The organism is Pigmentiphaga sp. YJ18, from assembly GCF_038066655.1.
In the GTDB taxonomy this organism is placed as follows: Bacteria; Pseudomonadota; Gammaproteobacteria; order Burkholderiales; family Burkholderiaceae_B; genus Pigmentiphaga.
On record NZ_JBBUKU010000004.1, the window covers coordinates 13,518 to 34,753 of the forward strand.

The following is a 21,236-nucleotide window of genomic DNA, read 5'->3' on the forward strand; positions in this document are numbered from 1 at the left end:
TCACGCATGCTTTCCATACAAGGACTGGCGGCCAAGTACGGTTCCTGCCAGGCGCTGTTCGACATCGACATGGAGGTCAAGCGCGGCGAGGTCGTGGGCCTGATCGGCCGCAACGGCATGGGGCGCACGACGGTGATCAACTGCCTGTTCGGCCTGCTCAAGCCGGCGGCCGGCAGCATCACCTTCGACGGGCAGACGCTGAACGGCATGGCGCCGTACCGCGTGGGCCGGCTGGGGCTGTCGCTGGTGCCCGAAGGGCGCCAGATCTTCCCCACGCTGACCGTGGAGGAAAACCTGATCGCCACGTCCAAGCGCACCGACGCCTCGGCATGGACGCTGGACAAGATCTATGGCCTGTTTCCCCGCCTGAAGGAGCGGCGCGCCAACCTCGGCACGCAGCTGTCGGGCGGCGAGCAGCAGATGCTGGCCATCGGCCGCGCGCTGATGACCAACCCCCGCCTGCTGGTGCTGGACGAGGCCACCGAGGGCCTGGCCCCCATCGTGCGCGCCGAGATCTGGAGCGTGCTGGCCCGGCTCAAGCAGGAAGGCCTGACCATGATCGTGGTGGACAAGAACACCAAGGCCTTGCTGCGCTTGTCCGACCGCAACTTCATCCTGGACAAGGGCGTGACGGTCTGGCGCGGCACGTCGCCGGAGTTGTCGGAACGCCCCGAACTGATCGCCCAGTATGTAGGCGTCTAGGACCCACCCCCTACGCGCTTCGCGCGCCCCCTCAAGGGGGCGGCACTGGCGGACCGGCAAAGCCGGATCCGCTGTGCCCTGGGGCACCACCGGGCTGATGATGGCCGGTGTTTTTCCCGTTTGTAACCATGGGATCGATTGGAGTAGCAATGAGGTTGAAGGACAAGACGGCGCTGGTGACCGGCGCCGCGGGCGGTATCGGACTGGCGATCGCGAAGCGGTACAGCCAGGAGGGCGCCAACGTGGTGCTGGTGGATCGCGCCGAGAAAGTCGAGACCGAGGCCCTGGCGGCCATGGCCGGCCCGGTGCGCGCCATGCGCGGCGACGTCACCGACCCGGCCCAGGTGGCCGAGATGGTGGCCTTGTGCGAGCGCGAGTTCGGCGGGCTGGACATCTGCGTGTGCAATGCCGGCGTGATCCGCGCCGCCGAGTTCCTGGACGTGACGCTGGAGGACCTCGACTTCGTGATGAACGTCAACGTCCGCGGCACTTTCCTCGTGGCCCAGGCCGCGGCCAAGGCCATGGTGCGGGGCGGACGCGGCGGCAGCATCATCACGCTGTCGTCGATGACGGCCGAACTGGCGATGTCCAACCAGCTGGCCTACGGCGCCAGCAAGGGCGCGGTGCGGCAGATGACCAAGGCCATGGCGCTGGCGATGGCGCCGCACGGCGTGCGCGTCAACGCGCTGGGGCCGGGCAGCATCGACACCGACATCATGTCGACCATTACCGACAATCCCAAGGCGCTGCACACGGTGCTGTCGCGCATCCCGATGACGCGGCTGGGCCGTCCGGAAGAAGTGGCCGGCGCCGCGGTGTTCCTGGCCAGCGAGGACGCCAGCTACGTGACCGGGCAGACGGTGTTCGTCGATGGCGGCCGGCTGGCGCTGAACTACACGGTGGAAGTCCCGGGCGCGCCCCGGGAGTGAACGCCGCGCGGTGATCGACGAAGGCCCCGGAGGCATGCGCCGCCGGGGCCTTCGTATTTCAGCGCCGGGTTTTTCGGACCGCGCGTCAGTCGAGCGAAATGTTCGCCTTCCTGATCACCGGCCCCCACAACGCGTGATCGGCCTTGATGCGCGCGGCGAATTCCTCCGGACTCGCGGTGTAGACCACCGAACCGTGCGCGTCATAGAGCTTTTTCATGTCCTCGGCCTGGACCGCCTTGGCGATCTCGCGGTTGAGCTTGCGGACGATGTCGGCCGGCACGCCGGCCTGGGCCACGATCCCCAGCCACACGGTGTCTTCCAGGCCCGAATAGCCCTGCTCGGCGAAGGTGGGGACGCCAGGCAGGCTGGGCAGGCGTTCCCGGGTGTTCACGGCCAGGGCCTTGAGCCGGCCGTCCTTGACCTGCGGCTCGATCAGGGCGGAGCCGGCCAGGTAGAGCTGGGTGCGGTCGCCGATCGTGGAGTTGAGCGCATCGGGGCCGGACTTGAACGGCACGTGCAGGATGTCGGCGCCGGTTTGCAGCTTGAACATCTCGAACAGCACGTGGGGCGGCGAGCCGGTGCTGGAGGACGCGTAGTTCAGCACGCCGGGCTTGGCCTTGGCCAGCGAGACCAGTTCCTTGAGCGACCCCGCGGGCAGGGCGGGGCTGGCGGTCAGCACCATGGGGATCACGGCGATAGGGCTGACGGCCTGGAGGTCGGCCTGCGGGTCGTAGGGCAGCTTGCTGAACAGGTACTGGTTCCAGACGGCGTGCGCGTTGGTGACCACCGCCAGCGTGTAGCCGTCGGCGGCGCTGTTCTTCAGGTTGGTCATGGCAAGCAGGCCGCCCGCGCCGGGGCGGTTGTCGATGACCACGGCCTGGCCCAGGGACGTCCGCATCTTCTCGGCGATGGGGCGGGCGAACAGGTCGGGCAGGCTGCCCGGCGCGCCGTTGACGATCAGGTGGATGGGGCGCGCGGGATAGGCGGTCTGGGCCTGGGCCGGCGCGGCGGCAAGCATGAGCAGCCCCAGAAAGGGGGCGGCAAGGTAGCGGGGTGCGTGCATGGCGGTGTCCTTGCGGGGGGATGGGGTCAGGCCACCAGACGGCGGCGCGCGATCTCGATCATCATCGACATGCCCACGGGCAGCACGCCGTCGTTGAAGTCGAACTTGGGGTGGTGGCACATGTGGCCGCCGTTGCCCAGGAAGAAATAGCAGCCGGGCTTTTCCTGCAGCATGTAGGCGAAGTCCTCGGAAGCCATCAGCGGCGGGATGTCGGGCTCCAGGCCGTCCGGGCCCACCACCGCCAGGGCGGCCTCGCGAACGACCTGCGCCTGCTCGGCGTTGTTGATGGTCGCCGGCGAGGTTTGCAGGTGCTCGAATTCGATGCGGCAGCGATGGGCCTGCTCGGCGCCGGCGCAGATTTCCTTCAGGCGTTTGAGGACCTCGGCCTGTACGCCGTGGTCCAGCGTGCGCACCGTGCCTTCCAGCACGGCCTGGTCGGCGATGACGTTGATGGCGGTGCCGGCATGGAACTGGCAGACGCTGACCACCGCGGTCTGCAACGGGTCCACCGAACGGCTGACGATGGTTTGCAGCGATTGCACCAGCGCGCTGCCGACCACCACCGGATCCACCGTGCGGTGCGGGCTGGCGGCATGGCCGCCGACGCCATGGATGCGGATGCGGAACAGGTCGCAGGCCGACAGCGTGGCGCCGTTGCGCACGCCGACGCGGCCGGGTTCCAGCGGAGGGTGGTTGTGCAGGCCATAGAGTTCGTCGCAGGGGAAGCGTTCGAACAGGCCGTCCTGGATCATGGTCGAGCCGCCGCGCAGGGTTTCCTCGGCGGGCTGGAAGATCAGGTTCAGCGTGCCGCGGAAGTCGCGGTGGGACGCGAAATGGCGCGCCACGCCCATCAGGATGGCGGTGTGGCCGTCGTGGCCGCAGCCGTGGAAGCGGTTGGGCCGCACGGACTGGTAGGGCAGGCCGGTCTGTTCCTGCATAGGCAGGGCATCCATGTCGGCGCGCAGGCCGAGGTTGCGGCCGGGGCCCAGCGCGCCCTGGATGACGCCGACCACGCCGGTGCCGCCGATGCTGGTATGGGTTTCGATGCCCCATTCGCGCAGCCGTTCGGCGACGAAGGCCGCCGTCTCGTGTTCCTCGAAGCCGAGTTCCGGGTTGCGGTGGAGCGTGCGCCGCCACGTGGTCATGTCCTGGGCGTGGGTGTCCGAGACCTCGATTTTCATTGCAATCCTATCGCGTGAAGCAAAAAATAGGATGCTATTTCAACTATTGAAAATTGCACTAAGTATTTACCCCGCTGGCGGCGCGCGGGCATACAATGCCGCGATGCCCCGCCGCCCGCACGAGACCGCCGTGACCAAGAAACTCGAGACCTATTTCACCTACAAGCTCGACCTCATCAAGAGCGAGGCGGTGCGGCAGGTCAACGAGCTGTATCGCAAGGAACTCGGGCTGGTGGTGCGCGACCTGCGGGTGCTGCGCCAGATCGGCGATGCGCCGGGCATCAGCGTGTCGGCCCTGCAGGCCGCCACCTTCATCGAAAAGACCGTGCTGTCCAAGGTCGTGTCGCGGTTGATCGCACTCGGCCTGGCCGAACGCCGCATCAGCACGCGCGATGCGCGGGCGTTCGAGCTGACCCTGACCGCCCGCGGCCGCCGCGTGCGCGAGCAGGCCGATCGCATCGGCGGCGGGCACGAGCGCGAGGTGATGTTCGGCGATTTCAGCGAGCAGGAGCTGCGCCAGCTCGATGGGCTGCTGGACAAGCTCATGCAGTCGCTGCGGGCCGCGCGCGACGGCGGGGCGGGGGAAGCAGCCTGAGCGTTCCGGCCCGTCAGCCGGCAGGATCTTCGGCCGGCGCGCCGGCGATGCTGCGCGCCAGTTCGTCCCACAGGGCGCGCGCGGGCCGGCTGAGCGTGGCGTCGCGCCGCCGCACCAGGCAGATGCGCCGCGCGATGGTCGGTCCGGTCAGGGGGATGGTCGCGACCCGCGTCGTCGCCGCCAGCGCCAGGCGGGGCAGCACCGCCATCCAGCCGCCGTGTTCCAGGAAACCGATCATGGACGACAGGTGCTCCACTTCGTCGAACCAGGGAGCGGGCACGCCCGCCACGGCCAGCGCGGCATCGATCTGCTGGCGATTGGCGCTGCTGCGGCGCAGGGCCAGTACCCGCTGCCCCGCCAGGTCGGCCCAGGCGGCCTGGCCGCGAACCGCCATGGGATGGCCGGGCGCGCAGGCCAGCACATAGGGGTCGTCGCGCAGCAACTGGCTGGTCAGCTCGGGCTCGTCTTCCCACATGACGGTGATGCCGAACTCGGCCTCGCGCCGCAGCACCGCATCGCGCACCCGTGCGCCGGTATCGTCGCGCAGGTCCACCCGCACGTCCGGATGGCGCTGCCGCAGGCGCGACAGGGCGGCGGGGAACAAGGAATACGCCACGGTCGTGATGCAGGCAACGGTCAACTGGCCGCCTTCGCCGCGCGCCATGCGCGCCGTGCCCGCCAGGCAGTCGTCCAGGCTGTCCAGCAGCGGCGCCAGGCGTTCGTGCAGGGTCTGGCCCAGCGGCGTCAGCACCATGGTGCGCGTGGTGCGTTCGACCAGGCGCCCGCCCAGGGCTTCCTCCAGCTTGCTGATGCGCCGGCTCAGCGCGGAGGGCGAGAGCGCGAGCATGTCGGCGGTCTTGTTGAAGCCGCCGCAGCGCACGAGGGCGCAGAAGGCCTGGAGATCGGGAAGATCGCAATTGGTGCGCATGGCGCAATAATATAGCAATAGTTTGCACTGGATTTCATTATCGGGCGCCGGCATCATGGTCGTCACGTCTTGTCCGTGACCGCCATGCCCGTCATCAAAGCTTTCGTTTCCAGCCCTTTATTGGCCGACGCGCCGCTCGCCGCGCTGGGTGCCGCCACCGAGCGCGCCTGCGTGGACCTGCTGGGCGCGCAGGCCGCCCAGGTGCAACTGGTGGTGGTGGCAGCGCACGCTGTCCCGCGCGGCTGCCCGGTCTACCTCGAGGTCCAGTTCCGCCGCAATGAACGCCGCGGCGCCCAGGTCGTCGCGCGCTTCATGGACGTCATGGAAGGTGCCCTGGATGCCTGTTTCGGCGCCGTGCCGCGCATCCGCTGCTTTTCCGAGGACCAGGATTTTCTCCATGCCCGCAACTGAGACCGCCCCGGACGAGATCTGCCTGCGCGCGATCGACAGCTTCCACGTCGGCGGCGCCGTGCGCACGCTGCGCGACCTGCCGGTGGAAACCCGGCGCCTGGCCCAGGGCGCGGCGCCCCGGCCGGTGGATCCCAACGGCGATCATGTCGTCGGCCAGATGTACGTGCAGGCCTACCGGCTGGCACGCCCCCGGCATGCGTTGCCCGTGCTGCTCTGGCATGGCGGCGGCATGACGGGCGTGAACTGGGAGACGACCCCCGACGGGCGCCCGGGCTGGCTGTGGCGCTTCCTGCGGGCGGGGTACGACGTCTACGTGTCCGACGCCGTGGAGCGCGGCCGCGCGTCCTGGGCGCGCCATCCGGAGCTGTATGCCGACGCGCCGCTGTTCCGCACGCTGGACGAAGCCTGGGACATGTTCCGCATGGGGCCGGCCGATGGCTACCGCACCGACCCCGCCGCGCGCCGGGCCCATCCCGGCCAGCAGTTCCCGGTCGATGCCTTCGATCAGTTCGCGCGCCAGTGGGTGCCGCGCTGGGCCGGCCACGAAGCGATCACCAGCGCCGCCTATCGCGCGCTGCTGGACCGGGTGGGATCCTGCATCGTCGTCGGACACAGCCAGGGCGGCGGATTCGCGCTGCTGGCGGCGCAGGAGCGGCCCGAGACCGTGCGCGCCGTCGTGGCGCTGGAACCGTCGGGAGCGCCGGGCGCCGGGCAGGCGGGGATCCAGCCGCACCTGCTGGCCTGGGGCGACCATGTCGACGATCACCCCGTCTGGCGCCGCTACCGCGCCACGGTGGATGCGCATGCCGCCGCGCTGGCGGAGCGGGGCGCGCCGGTCGAGGTGCTGGACCTGCCCGCCGGCGGCATGCGCGGCAATTCCCATTTCCTGATGATGGACCGCAACAGCGATCTCATCGCCGACCGGGTGCTGCATTGGCTCGACGCGCTCGACCTGCGGCATCCTTGAACCAGAAACCGGAGACAGCATGACCAAGCACATCCGCATGGGCGCCCGCGCCCTGGCTTGCCTGGCCGCATTCGGCGCCGCGGGCGCCATGGCGGCCGATTCCTATCCCCACCGTCCGGTGACCGTGCTGGTGCCGTTCGGCCCGGGCAGCGGCGTGGACACGACCGCCCGCATCGTCGGCGAGGCGCTGTCGCGCGAGCTGGGCCAACCGCTGGTGATCGAGAACCGCGCCGGCGCGCAGGGGGCCATCGCGGCCCAGGCCGCGGCGCGCGCCGCCGCCGACGGCTACACCCTGTTCTTCACCACGCAAACGACCCAGGCGGCCAATCCCGCGCTGATGAAGAAGCCGGGCTACGACCCCATCAAGGACTTCGCGCCGGTGGGGCGCGTGGCCTACACGCCGGCCCTGCTGGTCGCCAATCCCGCGCTGCCGGTCAGGACCCTGGCCGATCTGGTCAAGCTGGCCAAGGCCCAGCCCGGCAAGCTGTCCTACGCCTCGGGCAGCGCCGGGACCCTGGTGCCGGGGGCGATGCTGACGACGGCCGCCGGCATCCAGATGCTGCACGTACCCTACAAGAGCATCCCGCTGGGACTGAACGACGTCATGGCCGGCCATGTGTCGGTCATGTTCACCGACATCGTGACCGGCACCCAGCAGGTCAAGGCTGGCAAGGTCCGCGCGCTGGGCATCAGTTCCGCCAAGCCGTGGCCGCTCCTGCCCGAGGTGCCGCCCATCGCCGAGCAGTATCCCGGGTTCGAACTGCTGGCCTGGTATGCGTTGTACGTGCCGGCGGGCACGCCCGCGCCGGTGATCGAGCGCCTCAGCCAGGCGCTGGAGAAGGCCACCCGCGATCCGGCCGTGCGCGAGCGCCTGGTCGGCCTGGGATTGGAAATGTCCTACAGCAGCCCGGCGGAGCTGGCCGTTTTCGGCCGCGCGGAACTGGAAAAATGGAGCCGGGTCATCCAGGCCGCCGGCATCGAGAAGGAATAGGGCGGTCCCAGGGAAAAGGGGCGCCGGGGGGTAGCCCGGACCCGGCGCCGAGGGGCTAAAATGCCGGCATGTCCCAGTCGCCTACCCCCCCCTTCGTCCATCTGCGCGTCCACTCCGAGTTCTCGGTGTCGGACGGCATCGTCCGCATCTCCGACCTGGTCAAGAAAGTCGCCGCGCTGGAGCAGCCGGCGATCGCGCTGACCGACCTGTCCAACCTGTTCGGGTTGATCAAGTTCTACAAGGCGGCGCGGGGCAAGGGCATCAAGGCCATCGCCGGCTGCGACGTCTGGGTGACCAACGATGCCGACCGCGACAAGCCTTACCGCATGCTGTTGCTGGTGCGCGACCGCGCCGGCTACCTGAACCTGTGCGAACTGCTCACGCAGGCCTTCCTGACCAATCAGCATCGCGGCCGCGGCGAGATCCGGCCCGAATGGCTGGACACCTACGGTCCGGGGCTGATTGCCCTGTCCGGCGGGCGCCAGGGCGACGTGGGCCAGGCGCTGGAGGCCGGCAACCACGAGGCCGCGCTGGCGTTCGCGCGCCACTGGCTGAAGGTATTCCCGGGCGGCTACTACGTCGAATTGCAGCGCGCCGGCCGCGAAGGCGACGAGACCTACGTGCAGGCCGCGATGCGGCTGGCGGCCGAATGCGGCGCGCCGGTGGTCGCCACCCACCCGGTGCAGTTCATCGAGCGCGAGGATTTCCGCGCCCACGAGGCCCGGGTCTGCATCGCCGAAGGCGAGATCCTGGCCAACCCGCGCCGCCAGCGGCTGTATACCGAAGAACAGTACCTGCTGTCCTCGCAGGAAATGGCCGAACGGTTCGCCGACGTGCCCTCGGCCCTGGCCAATACGGTGGCCATCGCCACGCGCTGCAACCTGACGCTGGAACTGGGCAATCCCAAGCTGCCCAACTTCCCCACGCCCGAGGGGGTGACGCTGTCCGAATACCTGGTGCAGCTGTCCAAGGAGGGCCTGGCCCGCCGCATGGAACAGCTCTTCCCGGACGAGAAGGAACGCGCCGCGCACCAGGAGGAATACGACCAGCGGCTGGACAAGGAATGCCAGACCATCATCGACATGGGCTTTCCCGGCTACTTCCTGATCGTTCAGGACTTCATCAACTGGGGCAAGAACAACGGCGTGCCCGTCGGCCCCGGCCGGGGATCGGGCGCCGGCTCGCTGGTGGCCTTCAGCCTGGGCATCACCGACATCGATCCGATCCGCTACGACTTGCTGTTCGAGCGCTTCCTGAATCCCGAGCGGGTCTCCATGCCCGACTTCGATATCGACTTCTGCCAGGACAACCGCGACAAGGTCATCGAGTACGTCAAGCAGAAGTACGGGCGCGACGCGGTCAGCCAGATCGCCACCTTCGGTACGCTGGGCGCCAAGGCGGTCATCCGCGACGCGGGGCGGGTGCTGGACCTGCCCTACCTGTTCTGCGACGGCCTGTCCAAGATCATCCCGCACTCGCCGGCCGATCCGTGGAGCCTGGAACGCGCGCTGAACGAAGAGCCCGTCTTCAAGGAGCGCTACGACAACGACGAGGAAGCGCATGCGCTGATCGACCTGGCCCAGCCGCTCGAGGGCCTGACCCGGAACATCGGCATGCACGCCGGGGGCGTGCTGATCGCCCCGGGCAAGCTGACCGATTTCTGCCCGCTGTACTGCCAGCCGGGCCAGAGCCACATCGCGGTGTCGCAGTTCGACAAGGACGACGTGGAAGCCGTGGGCCTGGTGAAGTTCGACTTCCTGGGCCTGCGCAACCTGACCATTCTCGACTGGGCCGTGCGCTATGTGCGCGAGTTCAACGAGGGCATGCGCGACTTCGACGTCATGGCGCTGCCGCTGGACGACCTCGATTCCTACAAGCTGCTGAGCGACGGCAACACCACCGCCGTGTTCCAGCTGGAATCGCGCGGCATGAAGGAACTGCTCAAGAAGCTGCGCCCCAGCAACTTCGAAGACATCATCGCCGTGCTGGCGCTGTACCGGCCGGGCCCGCTGGGTTCCGGCATGGTGGACGACTTCGTCAACCGCAAGCACGGCCGCGCCAAGGCCGAATACTTCCACTCGGATCTGGAGGCGGTGCTCAAGAGCACCTACGGGGTCATCGTCTATCAGGAACAGGTGATGCTGATCTCGCAGATCATCGGCGGCTACACGCTGGGCGGCGCCGACATGCTGCGCCGGGCCATGGGCAAGAAGAAGCCCGAGGAAATGGCCAAGCACCGCGAGATCTTCCAGTCGGGCGCCGAAAAGAAGGGCTATGACCCCGACATCGCGGTCACGCTGTTCAACCTGATGGAAAAGTTCGCGGAATACGGCTTCAACAAGTCGCATACCGCCGCCTACGCGCTGATCGCCTACCAGACCGCGTGGCTCAAGGCTCACCATCCGGCCGAGTTCATGGCCGCCACCATGTTGTCCGACATGGACGACACCGACAAGGTCCAGATCTTCTGGGCCGATACGGTGGCCAACAAGGTCAAGGTGCTGCCGCCCGACATCAACCTGTCCAACTACCGCTTCGAACCGGTGCTGGACGAACATTCGGCGCGCGGCCTGCCGCCGCGCACCATCCGCTACGGGCTGGGCGCGGTCAAGGGCACCGGGCAGAGCGCGGTCGAAGAAATCCTGCGCGCGCGGGCCGAGAAGGGGCCGTTCGTCGATCTGTTTGATTTCTGCCGGCGCATCGACCGCCACCTGGTGAATCGCCGCGCCATCGAGGCCTTGATCAAGGCCGGCGCCTTCGACACGCTGTCGCCGAACCGCGCCGCGGTGCTGGCCACCCTGGGCACGGCCATGGACGCCGCCGAACAGGCCGCTCGCGCCGCCAGCCAGGTGTCGCTGTTCGGCGGGGACGACCACGCCGACCTGGCGGGCGACCTGGCCGATGTCGAACCTTGGGACGAACGCGAGCGCCTGGGCCAGGAAAAGACCGCGCTGGGTTTCTACTTCAGCGGCCATCTGTTCGACGCCTACCGTACCGAGGTCCGCCGGTTCGTGCGCAATCCCTTGTCCAACCTGCAGCCCAGCCGCGACCTGCAGTGGATGGCGGGCATCCTGTCCGCCGTGCGCACGCAGATGACGCGGCGCGGCAAAATGGTGTTCGCCGTGCTGGACGACGGCTCCGCGCAGGTGGAGATCTCGGTGTTCAACGAGTTGTACGAACGGCATCGCAGCCGGCTGCGCGAAGACCAGTTGCTGATCATTTCCGGCAAGGTCAGCAACGATGAATATTCGGGCGGCATGCGCATCGTGGCCGACGACCTGTTCGACCTGCAGATGGCGCGCGAGGCCAAGGCCCGGGCGCTGTCCATCCGCCTGAACGGCAACGCGCACGCGGATTCCCTGCGCGAAGTCCTCAACCCGCATCGCGCCGACCCCGAGAACGGCTTCCCGGGTACGCCCGTCGAGATCGTCTACAACCGCGGCGACGCCAAGTGCGTGGTGCGCCTGAGCGAGGACTGGCGGGTGCGGGTGCCGGACGTGCTGATCCAGCAGTTGGGCAAGCTGACGGGGCAGCCGGCCGATGTCGGGCTGGAGTACTAGGCGGCCGGGTCGTCCCGGCCGGCGCGTATCGCGATGGCCATCAGCGCCGCGATCATCAGGGTGTAGAACGCGGCGACCATCGACATCGCGAACATGACCTCGGTCATGCCGAATACCAGGAAGCCGATCGCCAGCAGCAGGCCCATGGTGCCGGCGATTTTTTCATCGCGGCCGCCACGGCGCGTGGCACGCGCGAAGAAAAGGGCGGGGACCAGCCAGGCCGCCGCGATCGCAATTCCCCCCAGGATGCCGAGCGTGGCCAGGTTGAACAGGAACTCGTTGTGCGAGTGCCGGAATTCGGCGGCGTGCTTGGTGATCAAGCCCTGCTCGGCCGCCTCGCGCATCGTGCGGCGGTAATCCTGCCGGCTCACGCCGACCAGCGGATGGGCCTCGAACACTTCCAGCGCCGCCGACCAGAGCTGCAGCCGGTTGCCCACCGAGGAATCGAGGGCCTGGCCCTTGCGATATTCCTGTATTTCCGTATAGGCCTCGTCCACGCGCTGGTTGACCAGGTCGCTGGCATGGTAGACGGCCAGCACCGCGCAGGCCAGCGCCGCCATGGCGAGTAGCTTGCGCCAGACACTGCCCGACATCAGGAAGAAGAACACCAGCGCGAAGGCGCCCAGCGCCAGCCAGCCGCCGCGCGTGCCGGAGGCGTAGGCGACGTACAGGCCCGCCGCGCCGCCCAGCAGCTTCAGCGCGATGCCGATCCTGCCCCACACCGTGGCGCGGTCGGACCAGCCCAGGGTCAGCAGCGAGAACAGGCCCAGCAACAGCGTGATATTGCTGAACGGCAGCAGGTTGGAGAACAGGATCTGTCCGGGCCGGCCGTCGGGCGACAGGCCGAACTGGTGGTGGAGGATGCCGGCGCCGATCAGCGCGCCGGCCACGCAGCCCCACTGGATCTGCCTGAGCCAGCGTGAGGGCACGTTCAGCAGCAGCCACAGCAGCGGGCCGAACAGCGCCATGCGCAGCGGCGTATCGAGCACGCTGGGATCGTCGAACACGCGCGCATCGCGCAGGCCCACCACGACGGTGCTTGTACAGGCGGCGAGAAATTGCGCCGCCAGCGCGGCCCAGATCGGCCAGTATCGGCGGACGACGGGAACGAAACGGTCCTGGGGCGCCAGGCGGCCGCGCCAGGCGGTGCCGATCAGGGCGAAGAGCAGGAGCAGGAACAGCAACTGATTGGCGCTTCCCCGCACCCACAGTGCAAGAGCGGGTACCAGGGAAACGGCCAATGCGGAAAGAAACAGCAGCGGGACAGGCAGCCCGCCGTGCCGGGGCATGGAACGGCTCATGAAACCTCGGAGGGGGAGCGCAGGGATGCGGACAGGTTCAGGAGGGCCTCGACATGGGCGCGGGTGTCGGGGGCGTAGGAGAGATGGTTCAGCGGATCTACCAGGCGGGCACGGCCCTCCCTTGCCCGCGATTCGGCCCGCACGACGGCGTCCGCGAGCGACGCCGGCGCATCGACGTCGAAGGTCAGGCAGGCTTCCCCGGACAGTGCCTCGGTGCTGCCTATGCCGCCCGGCAGCACGGTGGGCGTGCCGCACAGCACCGATTCCGGTCCGACCAGGCCGAAGGGCTCGTAGCGCGAGGCCAGGATGGTGTAGTCGGCCGCCCGATAGCAGTCGGCGATGTCCTGGCGGTAGCCGACGTAGCGGATCCTCGGGCAGCGCGACTCCACCGGCCGGCCGGCGACCAGCAGCGAGACCGGCAGGTCGGTCGCGCCGAAACAGGCTTCCAGCATCGGATAACCCTTGCGTTCGTGGCCGGTGGAGGGAAAGAGGAAGGCGGTGGTGCCTTCCGGAATGCCCAGTTCACGGCGAAGCTCGGCGCGCCGCGCGGCGTCCACCGGGCTGAAGGTCTCCACGTCCACCGGCGGGTACAGCACGCGTATCCGCGCCTCGGGTACGTCGTAGTAGCGGCGCAGTTCATCCGCCATCATGCGTGAATGCGCCAGCACCAGGTGCGCCTGGGCATAGTGGGCGCGTTCGAGCCGGATCTGCCAGCGGTCCCAGTGCGTGGGCCGCCGGTTCGCGTGGGCCAGGTGTCCCAGGTGCGTGCCGCCGCAGATGGCCACGTCGGACACGGCCGTGCGGCTGCAGCCGATCAGCAGGTCGACGCCATGCGCGGCCTTCAGCGTTCGCAGGCGGGACGAGAAGTAGTGATCGCGCAGTTTGCCCGGCAGGGCCCAGACGGCGATGCGTACCGGTTCGATGAACGCGTACTCCGGGATGGCCGTATCGAAGCTGCGGGCGAAGACGACCGGCCGGATGCCGAGTTGGCGTAGGCCCTTGACGAGGTCCATGGCATAGCGCTCCATGCCTCCGCCGTAGCCGAAACGATGGCAGGCGATCCCCAGCTTCATGCGCCGGCTCCCTGCCGGGCCGGCGCGGCGGCGTCCACCAGGGATTGCGCCGCCGCGACCACGGTGGAGGTCGCGAGCGCGTCCAGGCAGTCGCTGTGGCTGCCGCGATGCCGGTCGCAGCCTTCGCGCTGGCAGGGCACGCAATCGCGGACCAGCTCCTGCAGCATGAGCACGTTGCCGCGTACCTGCCGCGGCGCGGCCCTGGACCACGGCTGGTCCAGTCCGGCGGCGGGGCTCGGTCCCCACTGGCGGGGATCGGTGGGGCCGAACAGCGCCAGCGTGGGCGTGCCGCAGGCCGCCGCCAGGTGCGTGGTGGCGGTGTCGGGGCCGACGTAGACGTCGGCATGGCGCAGCAGGTCGGCAAGTTCGGCCAGGCTCAGCCGGCCCTGGACCCGGACGATGGCCCGCCGGACGTTCTCGTCCAGACCCTCGAGCAGGCTGTCGAGATATTGCGACTCGGCTTCGCCGGGGCCGCCGCTCAGGACCAGTTGCAGGCCGCGCGCGTGCAGGCTGGCGAACAGGCCGCGCCAGCCGTCGGCGTGCCACTGCTTGTAGCGCCAGCGGGGGGAAGGATGGATGACCGCATAGGGCCGGCGAGCATCGAAGGGCGGTGCTTCGGGAGCGAGGGCGGTCAACCGGGCGGTCCAGGCGTCGCGCAGGACGTGGGCGGTGGGCGGCACGAGTGTGCGCGCCGGAGCAAGATCCAGCAGGGCCGCCACTCTTTCGTTCTCGTGCACGCGGTGCATGTGTTCGTCGATGACGAGCGGACGGCGCAGCGACAGCCGCTTCCACCAGGCGTGGCCGGCCTCAGGCGGCACCAGCCCGACGCGTACCCGGGCCGACGTCAGGCCGAACAGGTGGGGCTTGTCGCCGGGCTGCGGGACCAGCGCCAGATCGTAGCGGCGCCAGAGGCGGCGGACCATGGCGCGGACTTCGCCCTTGGCCGGGCGTTCGGCAATGGTGAAGACTTCGTGGACGTCGGGGTTGTTTTCCAGCATGCCCTCGGTTCCGCGGAACACCAGCATGTCGACCTGGCAGTCCGGGTAGCGTGCGCGCAGCGCATGGGGCAGCGGAGTGGTCAGCAGGACGTCGCCGAGGTAGCGCAGGGCGATGACCAGCACTCGTTGGGGGGCGCGGACGGGTATGGGGTTCATGTCGAAGAAGGGGGCACCAGGTGCCGTACCGCGTCGAGCACGTCGGGAAGGGCGGGCCAATGGCCTTCGGCGCCCAGGCAGATCGCGTCGGGGGACCAGGGGCCGGTGCGCTCGCGGCGCGTGACGCCGAACAAGGTGATCTGGCGCGCGCCGGCCGCCGCGGCGACGTGGGAAGTGCCCGAGTCGTTGCAGACGACCGCCGCGGCGCTGGCGGTCAGGGCGGCGAAGGCGCCCAGCCCCAGGGGCGGGAGCACGGTCGCCGCCGGGGCGGCCTGGCGGGTGGCTTCCATTTCGTGGGGCGGCGGGCAGACCACGCAGGCCACCCCCTGCGCGGCCAGCGCCCGCGACAGGTCGGCGAACAAGGGCCAGGCCTTGGGCTGTCCGTGGTGCAGGCCGGTCGCGACCGGGGCCAGCAGGACGAAGGGGCGGCCGATGCCCGCATCGGCCAGCACGCGAGCGGCCATGTCCCGGTGCGCGGGTGTCAGGGGCAGTTCCAGCCGCGGGCCGGGGGAGGCCGGCAGGTCTATGCCCGGATGCCAGCGTTGCAGCGTCTCGCGCGCCAGGTGGTGGAAGACCTCCACCTCGTGGAGCCCTTCCGGCTTGGTCAGGGCCCAGCTCAGGAACGGCGCCCGTCCGTCGCCGCGGTAGCCGGCCGCGCGGATGCCGGCCAGCCGGAACAGCGCCGCGCTGGAAAGCGAATTGGGAAAGACCACGCCGCGGGGCTTGCCGCCCGTGACCGCCGCCTGCCGGGTGGCGGTCAGGTTGGGGCCGAATGCCTTGCCCAGCGAGACGAATCCCGCGGGGGACAGCCCCTCGAGCAGTTCGCGCGCCCAGGGGCGGCCATGCAGGACCAGGGGGTGCCCGGCATGCCGGAGCAGTTCCAGCGCGGGCAGGCACATGCAGGCGTCGCCCACCCAGTTGGGCAGCCGGACGTGTACGGGATCGGCTTCAGGCATCGAGGACGTCAACAAGGCAGGTCGGGCGTGGCGGCTGCGCGTACAATCGGAAGCTTTCTATTGTAAGCGGCGGGCCAGCCGTCGCGCGAATCGCGCGCCACTCGCGGCCGGGCCCACCACGAGCACCTTGTGAACTCCCAACCCGTCAAATCCGAACTGTGGCGCCGCGTCTATAGCCGTGTCCTGAAATACTGGAAGGCACTGGCCCTCGGCATGCTGTTCCTGGTCGGCGTGGCCGCGTCCCAGCCGCTGTTGGCGATCCTGATGAAACCGCTGCTCGACGGGGGCTTCAACGGCCAGAATCCGGACTATGTGTGGAAGATCCCGCTTGCCATCGTCGGCATCTTCCTCGTGCGCGGCACGCTGAATTTCCTGAGCGACTATCTCATGGCCTGGTCCGCCAACCACGTGCTGGCCGACCTGCGGCGCGAGATGTTCGACCGCCTGCTGCGCCTGCCCGACGGCTATTTCAAGCGCATGGGTTCGTCGGTCCTGCTGAACCGCTTCGTGGTCGACGCCTCCAACGTCATGCAGCTGGCCACCGAGGTCATCACGGTGCTGGTGCGCGAGACCCTGATCGTGATCTCGCTGGCCTGCGTGCTGTTCTACCTGTCGTGGAAGCTGACGCTGATCGCGCTGGTGGCCTTCCCGCTGTCCACCTTCATCATGCGCGCCATCGCGCGCCGCATCCGCCGCATCAACCGCGAGACCATCACCATGAACGGCGAGCTGACCCGGGTGGTGAGCGAGGCCATCGATGGGCAGCGGGTCATCAAGCTGTTCAGCGGCTATGCCCACGAGGAAGAGCGCTTCCTGCATATCAACGGCCGGCTGCGGCGCTTCGCGATGCGCAACACGGTGGCCGGCGCGGCCTCGGCACCCATCACGCAAGCCATCGCCGCCGTGGCGCTGGCGGTCGTGGTGTCGACCGCGCTCGGGCAGTCGGGCGCCAACCAGATCACCGTGGGCGGCTTTGCCGCCTTCGTGACCGCCATGCTGCAGATGCTGGATCCGCTCAAGCGGCTGGCCAATGTCGCCAGTCCCATGCAGCGCATGCTGGTGTCCGCGGAAAGCGTGTTCGCGCTGGTGGACGAGGAACCCGAAAGCGATAACGGCGTGCGCCTGCTGCCCCGGCCGGCGCGCGGGCATATCGAGTTCGAACAGGTCTCCCATCGCTTTCCCGACGCCGGCCGCGACACCCTGGAGCGGATCTCGTTCACGGTGGAGCCGGGCCAGACGGTGGCTTTCATCGGACGATCCGGCAGCGGCAAGACCACGCTGGTCTCCATGCTGCCCCGTTTTGCGCTGCCTACGGCGGGATCGATCCGGGTGGATGGCATTCCCGTCGACGAATTGACGCTGACCAGCCTGCGCGACGCCATCTCGCTCGTGAGCCAGGACGTGGTGCTGTTCGACGATACCATCGCCGCCAACGTGAGCTATGGCGCGAATACCGAGCCGTCGGAAGCGGCCATCCGCCAGGCCCTGGCCGACGCGAACCTGCTGGAGTTCGTCGATTCGCTGCCGCAGGGCATGCACAGCCAGGTGGGCGAGAACGCCGCCCGGCTGTCGGGCGGCCAGCGGCAGCGCCTGGCCATTGCGCGGGCGCTGATCAAGGATGCGCCCATCCTGATCCTGGACGAGGCCACCTCGGCCCTGGACAACGAGTCCGAACGCCAGGTCCAGGCGTCGCTGGAACGCCTGATGGCGGGACGCACGACGCTGGTCATCGCCCACAGGCTGACCACGGTGCAGAACGCCGACCGCATCATCGTGCTGGACCAGGGGCGCATCGTCGAACAGGGCTCCCATACCGACCTGCTGGCAGCGGAAGGCTTGTACGCGACGCTCTACAAGATGCAGTTCAGCGAAGCGGCATGATCCCGGACTGAAACCGGGGCGCGGCCGCCGGCCCTCAGGCGTTGCCGCGCTGGGCTGCCATGGTTCCGTCGTTCCAGGGCAGGCGCCCGGCCTGGACCGCCTCCTGGCCCCGCAAGCGTGCGAAGGTCCGGGCGACCCGGCCAGGCGTCAGCACGTACTTCCACAGCTTTTCCTTGAGCCGGCCGGTGGGTATGCCAGCGCTGCCTATCAACACTTGTCCGGGCCCCCAGTCGGGTCGCCAGGTCCTGGCGCCCCCCTGCCGCATGAACAGCGACAAGGTCGGGACATGAAGGTTGGAGGCGAGATGGCCGATGCCCGAGTCGTTGCCGATGAACCAGCCCGACTCGAATATCCACGAGGCGACGTTGTCCAGGCCACCGAGGTCCGGCAGCCCCAGCCCTTGGGCGCGCAGCAGGGGTTCCCATTGCGGGCGTTCGGCGGGGCCGACGATGAATTGCGGATCGAACCCTTCGTCGCGAAGACGGCCGGCCAGGGCGATGAAACGCGTGGGCAGCCAGCATTTGTCCGGCGTGCTGGCCGCGGGGTGGATGACCACGCGCGAGCCGTGCAGGCGGTGGACGAGGCCGGCAGGAGGCTGGAGACCGTTGTTCTTTTCCGCGTCCGCCAGTCCCAGGTCGTTCCGGCAGAACTCGGTCAGCCGGGTCGCCATGGACTTGGGCGAACGCATGCGGCACAAGTCTTCCAGGACCCAGGCGCGCGGATGCAGTTCGGTGAAGCGCGGGAGCGGCCTGTGATCGTGCAGCTGGATGGCGGTGTCGAACGCTTCCAGCGTGAGGCCGGCGCCGTCGGGCGAGAGGCCAGGCTGGATGTCGATGCCGGGGAACCAGCGCCGCAACGCGTGAATATGGGGGCCGAAGACGGTAACGGCCGATCCGGAGCGGCGGAGGTTGTGGGCCACTGTCATCGACAGCAGCGAATCGCCGATGGCGGGAGAGGTGACCAGGGCGACTTTCGCCAGGGAATCCTTGTTGGGCGGCACGATGTCTAGGCTAGGATGAAACCGTGGGCCGGGCGGCCCACGGGGTCCTATTGTATGCAACCCATGGCGATGCCACGGGTGCCTGCATCACTTCATCTGGCACTCGCCCGCATACGAGTCCTTGCTGTGCTCGTAGATCACGCCCTTGGTCACGAACGCCGGCTTGCCGCTGGCGTCCTTGGCCACGTCGACCCGGTAGAACGGCGCGATCGGGAACTGGTTGGTGTTGAACGCGAAGGAACCGCGCACGGAGTCGAACTTGGCTTCCCGCAGCGCCGCGCGGAACGCGGCCTTGTCGGACACGTTGCCCTTGGTCTTGGCCAGGGCCGAGGCGATCAGGCTGGCGGCGTCGTAGGACTGGGCGGCGTACATCGAGGGTTCGCGGTTGTATTTCTTGCGGAACGCGTCGGCGAATTTCTTGTTGGCCGGATTGTCGAGGTCGGGCGAGTAGGGCGCCGCCGTGACCGCGCCCAGCGCGGCGTCCTGCAGGGCGGGCAGGGTGGAGCCGTCGATGGTCGAGGTCGACAGCATGCGGACCTTGTCGAACATGCCGGCCTGCCGGTACTGCTTGACGAAGTTCACGCCCATGCTGCCGGGATAGAACGTGTAAATGGCCTCGGGCTTGCTGGCGGCCAGCGCGGAAATCTCGACCGAGTAGTCGGGCTGGTTGACCTGGGTGAAGGTCTCGCCCACCACCTGGCCCTTGAAGGTCCGCTTGAAGCCTTCCATGGCGTCCTTGCCGGCCTGGTAGTTGGCCGCCAGGAGCTGGACCTTCTTGATGCCCATCTTGTTGGCGAGCTCGCCGCCGGCCTCGTGCAACTGGTCGTTGTTCCACGAGGTGGAGAAGAAGTAAGGCGAGCAGCCCTTGCCCGTGATCGGGGTGGGCCCGGCGTTCGAGCCGACCAGGAAGACCTCGGCGCTGGTGATGGGGCGGTGGACCGCCATCATGACGTTCGAATAGATCAGGCCGGTGATGACCGGCACCTTCTCGCGCTCCAGCAACTGGCGCACGACCTGCAGGCCGACCTCGGGCTTCATCTGGTCGTCTTCCTTGAGGACCTGGACGTCGACGCCGCCCAGCTTGCCCTTGCCCTGTTCCACGGCCAGCATGAAACCGTCGTACTGGTCCTGTCCCAGCACCGAACCCGGACCGGACAGCGTGGAGACGAAGCCGATCTTGACGGCGGCGAAGGAGGGGGCGGCGAAGGCCGCTTGCAGTATCGATGCGACGGCTATCAGTTTGGCGGTTTTCATGCGGACTCCTGGCTTGCCTGCGGGGTGGATGAGGCCGGATACCCGGCCCCCTGGATACTGCGGTCGGCGGCGCGACGCCGGTGCCGGACGGCTATTTCAGCTTGCATTCCCCATGGTAGGGGTCCTGGTGGTCCGGGAACACGGTTTCCCGCGTGGCCAGCGTCACGCCGCCCGCGGGATCGCGCACCACTTCGAATGCGTAGTAATTCGATACGGGGAAGTGATTATTGTTAAATTTGAAGCCGCCCCGCACTGAGGGGAAATTCGCCTTGACCATTGCCTGTTCGAAGGCTTTCTTGTCGTCCAGGCGGCCGCCGGTGGCCTTGAGCGCGGCGTTCAGGGCCTGCGCCGAATCGTAGCCATAGGCCGCGTAGTGCGAGGGGACGCGTCCGTACTTCTTGCGGAACTGCTCGACGAAACTGCGGTTGGCCGCGTTGGGCAGGTCGGGCGACCACGGGCCGCCGGACATCACGCCCAGGGCCAGGTCCTGCAGCGCCGGCAGGGTCGTGCCGTCCACGGTCGAACCCGACAGCAGCGGCACCTTGCCCAGCATGCCGGCCTGGTGGTACTGCTTGACGAAATTCACGCCCATGCCGCCGGGGTAGAAGATGAACACGGCGTCGGGGCTGGCGGTGCGCAACTGGGTGATTTCCACCGAGTAGTCGGGCTGGTTGACCTGGGTGTAGGTCTCGCTCAGGACCTCGCCCTTGAAGTAGCGCTTGAAGCCCGTCAGCGCCTCGCGGCCGGCCTGGTAGTTCGGCGCCATCAGGGCCACGCGCTTGTAGCCCTTCTGCTGGGCGTACTTGCCCATGGCCTCGTGCTGCTGGTCGTTCTGCCAGGACGTGGAGAAATACAGCGGCGAGCACATCTGGCCGGCGATCTGGCTCGGGCCGGCGTTGTTCACCAGCAGGAAGGTGCCGCTGTTGACGATGTCGCGATAGACCGCCATCAGCACGTTCGAGAAGCTCAGGCCGGTCACGATCTGCACGCGGTCGCGCTCGATCAGCTTCTTGGCGGCCTGGCGGCCCACCTCGGGCTTGAGCTGGTCGTCTTCCTGGATGATCTTGACCGCTTGCCCGCCCAGTTTGCCGCCGGCGGCTTCCACGCCCAGCATGAACCCGTCGTACTGGTCCTGGCCCAGCGTGCCCCCTGGCCCGGACATCGTGGCCAGGAAGCCGATCTTGATGTCGGCGTGCGCGGCGGCGGTGACGCCGAACGCGAGGCAAAGGCTGGCCACCAGGGCCGGAACGGGGCGCTGCAAAGTCATGGACGATTCCTTGGACTTACGTT

The 21,236-nt window shown here is 68.5% G+C and carries 18 protein-coding genes; 8 read left to right on the forward strand and 10 right to left on the reverse strand.

Annotated features, from left to right (window positions below):
- Positions 1–6: 6 nt before the first annotated feature.
- Entirely contained in the window at positions 7–702 is a 696-nt protein-coding gene (locus WKR98_RS22400; RefSeq protein WP_341434711.1) for an ABC transporter ATP-binding protein, read from the forward strand.
- 149 nt (positions 703–851) lie between these two features.
- Entirely contained in the window at positions 852–1,631 is a 780-nt protein-coding gene (locus tag WKR98_RS22405; RefSeq protein WP_341434712.1) for an SDR family NAD(P)-dependent oxidoreductase, read from the forward strand.
- Positions 1,632–1,716: 85 nt separating this feature from the next.
- Here the strand turns inward: WKR98_RS22405 and WKR98_RS22410 are convergent, their stop codons facing one another.
- Together WKR98_RS22410 and WKR98_RS22415 are read right to left on the reverse strand one after the other, a co-directional pair.
- The gene (locus tag WKR98_RS22410; RefSeq protein ID WP_341434713.1) at positions 1,717–2,694 is read right to left on the reverse strand and encodes a Bug family tripartite tricarboxylate transporter substrate binding protein; all 978 of its coding nucleotides are present in this window, start codon (positions 2,692–2,694) and stop codon (positions 1,717–1,719) included.
- Positions 2,695–2,720: 26 nt separating this feature from the next.
- A complete protein-coding gene (locus tag WKR98_RS22415) occupies positions 2,721–3,875 on the reverse strand; it encodes a M20 aminoacylase family protein (protein ID WP_341434714.1) in 1,155 nt (384 codons plus the stop codon).
- 130 nt (positions 3,876–4,005) lie between these two features.
- Between WKR98_RS22415 and WKR98_RS22420 the strand changes: the two genes are divergently transcribed.
- The gene (locus tag WKR98_RS22420) at positions 4,006–4,470 is read left to right on the forward strand and encodes a MarR family winged helix-turn-helix transcriptional regulator (protein ID WP_161567880.1); all 465 of its coding nucleotides are present in this window, start codon (positions 4,006–4,008) and stop codon (positions 4,468–4,470) included.
- 13 nt (positions 4,471–4,483) lie between these two features.
- Here the strand turns inward: WKR98_RS22420 and WKR98_RS22425 are convergent, their stop codons facing one another.
- Complete coding sequence (locus tag WKR98_RS22425) at positions 4,484–5,398, reverse strand: LysR family transcriptional regulator (protein WP_161567879.1); 915 nt, start codon at positions 5,396–5,398, stop codon at positions 4,484–4,486.
- Between the two features lie 84 nt (positions 5,399–5,482).
- Here WKR98_RS22425 and WKR98_RS22430 point away from each other — a divergent pair, with 84 nt between their 5' ends.
- The 4 genes from WKR98_RS22430 (at position 5,483) to dnaE (ending at position 11,327) form a co-directional block, all read left to right on the forward strand.
- Positions 5,483–5,809 carry a hypothetical protein gene (locus WKR98_RS22430; RefSeq protein ID WP_341434715.1) on the forward strand — a complete coding sequence of 109 codons (327 nt, stop codon included), beginning with the start codon at positions 5,483–5,485 and terminating at the stop codon, positions 5,807–5,809.
- Positions 5,796–6,776, forward strand: coding sequence for an alpha/beta fold hydrolase (locus tag WKR98_RS22435; RefSeq protein WP_341434716.1), 981 nt, complete (start codon positions 5,796–5,798; stop codon positions 6,774–6,776). The genes WKR98_RS22430 and WKR98_RS22435 overlap by 14 nt, the downstream gene beginning before the upstream one ends.
- Before the next feature lie 19 nt (positions 6,777–6,795).
- Complete coding sequence (locus WKR98_RS22440; protein ID WP_341434717.1) at positions 6,796–7,767, forward strand: Bug family tripartite tricarboxylate transporter substrate binding protein; 972 nt, start codon at positions 6,796–6,798, stop codon at positions 7,765–7,767.
- 68 nt (positions 7,768–7,835) lie between these two features.
- Positions 7,836–11,327: a DNA polymerase III subunit alpha gene (gene dnaE / locus WKR98_RS22445; RefSeq protein ID WP_124690492.1), complete on the forward strand. Its 3,492-nt coding sequence runs from the start codon at positions 7,836–7,838 to the stop codon at positions 11,325–11,327.
- On the opposite strand, the gene WKR98_RS22450 is transcribed toward dnaE, so the two are convergent.
- Genes WKR98_RS22450 through WKR98_RS22465 form a run of 4 tightly spaced genes read right to left on the reverse strand, consistent with a single transcriptional unit; the run spans position 11,324 to position 15,811 of the window.
- Positions 11,324–12,628: an O-antigen ligase family protein gene (locus WKR98_RS22450; RefSeq protein ID WP_124690491.1), complete on the reverse strand. Its 1,305-nt coding sequence runs from the start codon at positions 12,626–12,628 to the stop codon at positions 11,324–11,326. The two genes, dnaE and WKR98_RS22450, sit on opposite strands and share 4 nt — an antisense overlap.
- On the reverse strand, positions 12,625–13,701 hold the full coding sequence (locus WKR98_RS22455; protein ID WP_341434718.1) for a glycosyltransferase family 4 protein: 1,077 nt from the start codon (positions 13,699–13,701) through the stop codon (positions 12,625–12,627). The genes WKR98_RS22450 and WKR98_RS22455 overlap by 4 nt, the downstream gene beginning before the upstream one ends.
- Positions 13,698–14,855, reverse strand: a complete 1,158-nt coding sequence (gene rfaQ / locus WKR98_RS22460; RefSeq protein WP_341434719.1) for a putative lipopolysaccharide heptosyltransferase III — start codon at positions 14,853–14,855, stop codon at positions 13,698–13,700. Before rfaQ ends, WKR98_RS22455 begins: the two co-directional genes overlap by 4 nt.
- Positions 14,852–15,811 carry a glycosyltransferase family 9 protein gene (locus WKR98_RS22465; protein WP_341434720.1) on the reverse strand — a complete coding sequence of 320 codons (960 nt, stop codon included), beginning with the start codon at positions 15,809–15,811 and terminating at the stop codon, positions 14,852–14,854. Before WKR98_RS22465 ends, rfaQ begins: the two co-directional genes overlap by 4 nt.
- A gap of 129 nt (positions 15,812–15,940) precedes the next feature.
- Here WKR98_RS22465 and msbA point away from each other — a divergent pair, with 129 nt between their 5' ends.
- Positions 15,941–17,692, forward strand: coding sequence for a lipid A export permease/ATP-binding protein MsbA (gene msbA, locus WKR98_RS22470; RefSeq protein WP_124690487.1), 1,752 nt, complete (start codon positions 15,941–15,943; stop codon positions 17,690–17,692).
- A gap of 34 nt (positions 17,693–17,726) precedes the next feature.
- On the opposite strand, the gene WKR98_RS22475 is transcribed toward msbA, so the two are convergent.
- The 3 genes from WKR98_RS22475 to WKR98_RS22485 all read right to left on the reverse strand — a co-directional run bounded on the left by WKR98_RS22475 (position 17,727) and on the right by WKR98_RS22485 (position 21,213).
- Entirely contained in the window at positions 17,727–18,692 is a 966-nt protein-coding gene (locus WKR98_RS22475) for a glycosyltransferase family 9 protein (RefSeq protein WP_238160108.1), read from the reverse strand.
- Between the two features lie 87 nt (positions 18,693–18,779).
- Complete coding sequence (locus WKR98_RS22480; protein WP_124690486.1) at positions 18,780–19,946, reverse strand: ABC transporter substrate-binding protein; 1,167 nt, start codon at positions 19,944–19,946, stop codon at positions 18,780–18,782.
- 91 nt (positions 19,947–20,037) lie between these two features.
- Complete coding sequence (locus WKR98_RS22485; RefSeq protein ID WP_341434721.1) at positions 20,038–21,213, reverse strand: ABC transporter substrate-binding protein; 1,176 nt, start codon at positions 21,211–21,213, stop codon at positions 20,038–20,040.
- Between the last annotated feature and the right edge of the window lie 23 nt (positions 21,214–21,236).

Bases quoted from the DNA above. Each gene is read 5' to 3' on its own strand.
- WKR98_RS22400 (WP_341434711.1), top strand. From the start codon at position 7: ATGCTTTCCATACAAGGACTGGCGGCCAAGTACGGTTCCTGCCAGGCG.
- WKR98_RS22405 (WP_341434712.1), top strand. From the start codon at position 852: ATGAGGTTGAAGGACAAGACGGCGCTGGTGACCGGCGCCGCGGGCGGT.
- WKR98_RS22410 (WP_341434713.1), bottom strand. From the start codon at position 2,694: ATGCACGCACCCCGCTACCTTGCCGCCCCCTTTCTGGGGCTGCTCATG.
- WKR98_RS22415 (WP_341434714.1), bottom strand. From the start codon at position 3,875: ATGAAAATCGAGGTCTCGGACACCCACGCCCAGGACATGACCACGTGG.
- WKR98_RS22425 (WP_161567879.1), bottom strand. From the start codon at position 5,398: ATGCGCACCAATTGCGATCTTCCCGATCTCCAGGCCTTCTGCGCCCTC.
- WKR98_RS22430 (WP_341434715.1), top strand. From the start codon at position 5,483: ATGCCCGTCATCAAAGCTTTCGTTTCCAGCCCTTTATTGGCCGACGCG.
- WKR98_RS22435 (WP_341434716.1), top strand. From the start codon at position 5,796: ATGCCCGCAACTGAGACCGCCCCGGACGAGATCTGCCTGCGCGCGATC.
- WKR98_RS22440 (WP_341434717.1), top strand. From the start codon at position 6,796: ATGACCAAGCACATCCGCATGGGCGCCCGCGCCCTGGCTTGCCTGGCC.
- dnaE (WP_124690492.1), top strand. From the start codon at position 7,836: ATGTCCCAGTCGCCTACCCCCCCCTTCGTCCATCTGCGCGTCCACTCC.
- WKR98_RS22450 (WP_124690491.1), bottom strand. From the start codon at position 12,628: ATGAGCCGTTCCATGCCCCGGCACGGCGGGCTGCCTGTCCCGCTGCTG.
- WKR98_RS22455 (WP_341434718.1), bottom strand. From the start codon at position 13,701: ATGAAGCTGGGGATCGCCTGCCATCGTTTCGGCTACGGCGGAGGCATG.
- rfaQ (WP_341434719.1), bottom strand. From the start codon at position 14,855: ATGAACCCCATACCCGTCCGCGCCCCCCAACGAGTGCTGGTCATCGCC.
- WKR98_RS22465 (WP_341434720.1), bottom strand. From the start codon at position 15,811: ATGCCTGAAGCCGATCCCGTACACGTCCGGCTGCCCAACTGGGTGGGC.
- WKR98_RS22480 (WP_124690486.1), bottom strand. From the start codon at position 19,946: ATGAAAACCGCCAAACTGATAGCCGTCGCATCGATACTGCAAGCGGCC.
- WKR98_RS22485 (WP_341434721.1), bottom strand. From the start codon at position 21,213: ATGACTTTGCAGCGCCCCGTTCCGGCCCTGGTGGCCAGCCTTTGCCTC.